Here is a 2,365-nt window from a genome sequence, read left to right as displayed (position 1 = left end):
TCAGGTAGTGGCAAGACACGAGTGATTACCCGCAAAATCGCTTATCTGATTGAACAGTGCGATATCAAGGCCAGCCATATTGCAGCGGTCACGTTTACGAATAAAGCGGCGCGGGAAATGAAAAGCCGGGTGGCCGAGCTGATGGCCAACAAACGCAGTTCTACTCGTGGTCTGATGGTGTCGACGTTTCACACACTGGGGCTGAATATTCTGCGTCGTGACGGTCAGGCGCTGGGCTATCGCAATGGCTTTTCGATTTTTGATGCTCAAGACACTTTGGCAGTGCTCAGGGATTTGATGGGCCGTGACTTTGCCGCCGACAGTGATCATGCCCAGCAGGTGCAAACCCAAATCTCGGATTGGAAAAACCAACTGGTGCTGCCTGCTCAGGCAGAGCAGATAGCCGATGGTGCCCAACAACAATTTGCCGCAAAGATTTACCCACGTTATGTGCAAGCGTTAAAAGCCTATAACGCTGTCGATTTTGATGATCTGATTTTGCAGCCAGTGCTGATGTTTCGTGAACACCGTGAGGTGCTGCAGAAATGGCAGGCCAAGATTCACTACCTGTTGGTCGATGAATATCAGGATACCAACGGCTGCCAGTATGAACTGGTCAAGCAATTGGTCGGCATACGCGAAAAACTCACCGTGGTGGGCGATGATGATCAGTCGGTGTATTCCTGGCGTGGCGCTCGACCAGAAAATCTGGCGCAGCTCAATACCGACTTTCCACGTATCAAGCTGATCAAGCTGGAGCAGAATTACCGTTCGATGAGTCGCATTCTGCGAGTCGCCAACAAGCTGATAAGCCATAATCCGCATGTATTTGAAAAGCAGTTATGGAGTGCCATGGGCGAGGGCGATCCGATCCGTGTTATCGGCTGTCGTGATGATGAGCATGAAGCCGAAAAGGTCGTTTCCGAACTGCTGTATCACAAGCTCAAACATCAGGCCAGTTTCAAGGATTACGCCATTCTGTATCGCAGTAATCATCAGTCACGACCGATTGAGAAAGTATTACGTGAACACAATGTGCCGTATTTTCTGACCGGCGGTACCTCGTTTTTCTCGCGAGTCGAAGTCAAAGACATCATGGCCTATCTGCGTTTGCTGGCTAATCAGGATGATGACAATGCGTTTCTGCGGGTCATCAATACACCACGGCGCGGCATCGGTGCCTCGACGTTGCAGGCTTTGGGTGAATATGCAGGTAAACGCAATATCAGTCTGTTTGGTGCCTGCTTTGAAATGGGGCTGGCGGAACAGTTACCAGCCAAGGCGACGCAAAACCTTGATGTGTTCAGTCGCTGGCTGGTCGATATCGCTGACCGGGCTGCACGCGGCAACCTGCTGGAAGCTATCAAGGACATGGTCGAGGAAATCGACTATCGCGGCTGGCTGGAAGAAACCAGTGGTGATCCCAATAAAGCCGAACGACGCATGGAAAACGTCATCGAGCTGATTAACTGGATCGATCGCCTGATTGATCAGGACACCGAAGAAAAAAGCATCGGTGACATCGCTGCACGTCTGACCTTGATGGATATTCTGGATCGGCAGGAAGATGAAAATGAAGCCGATGCTGTGCACCTGATGACACTGCACGCTGCCAAAGGATTGGAGTTTCCACATGTGTTCATGATCGGCATGGAAGAAGAAATCTTGCCGCACCGCAACAGCATTGAAATTGACTCTATTGAAGAAGAACGCCGCCTGACCTATGTAGGCATCACCCGAGCGCAACGCAGTCTGGTGATGACCATGGCCAACAGTCGCAAACGCTATGGTGAACGAATGGAATGCGAAGAAAGCCGCTTTCTGCGCGAGCTGCCAGCCGAAGATCTTATCTGGATGAACGAAAAAACACAGGTGGATCCGGAGGAGCGTAAGGAACGCGGCAAGGCTCATTTATCCAATATCCGTTCAATGCTTAAATAAACCTAGCCAATAGGTTGGGTTGAGGCATGAAGCTCAACAAAAGACTCAAAATACTTTCCACGGAGGCATTTCAAAGGAAAGTATGAGATTCCTCGGCTACGCCCTCAATGACAGGCATCTTTAGTGAATAAGCCTGGCTTTAACGGTTCCGCTGACGATCAGACTATAATCGGCATATCAAACCTGATACCCCTGAGCTATGTCCGTTGATTTGAAATCGCTGTATCCCAAACTCATCCATCTGATGCTGGATACGGTGTTTGTGGTTGATCGCGACAACCAGATTGTTTTTGTCAGTGATGCCTGTGAGTCATTGCTTGGTTATCAAGCCAAAGAGCTGATTGGCACGCCGATCACCGACTATATGCACCCGGATGATCTGGCATTGACACGGGACTCTATTGATCGGGTCATGAGCGGCCAG

General features: G+C 50.1%; 2 protein-coding genes. Both read left to right on the top strand.

Going from position 1 to position 2,365, the window contains the following annotated elements; all coding sequences use genetic code 11:
- The coding region (gene rep, locus MPL1_RS11830) for a DNA helicase Rep (protein ID WP_009727372.1) at positions 1-1,941 on the top strand (1,941 nt) is incomplete at its 5' end.
- A gap of 199 nt (positions 1,942-2,140) precedes the next feature.
- Positions 2,141-2,365, top strand: a 225-nt coding sequence (locus MPL1_RS11825; RefSeq protein WP_009727371.1) for a PAS domain-containing protein, incomplete at its 3' end; no start/stop codon positions are given.

The sequence above is a fragment of the Methylophaga lonarensis MPL genome, from assembly GCF_000349205.1.
In the GTDB taxonomy this organism is placed as follows: Bacteria; Pseudomonadota; Gammaproteobacteria; order Nitrosococcales; family Methylophagaceae; genus Methylophaga; species Methylophaga lonarensis.
The sequence above is the reverse complement of the archived record's forward strand: the minus strand, read 5'-3'. Positions and strand labels throughout refer to the sequence as shown.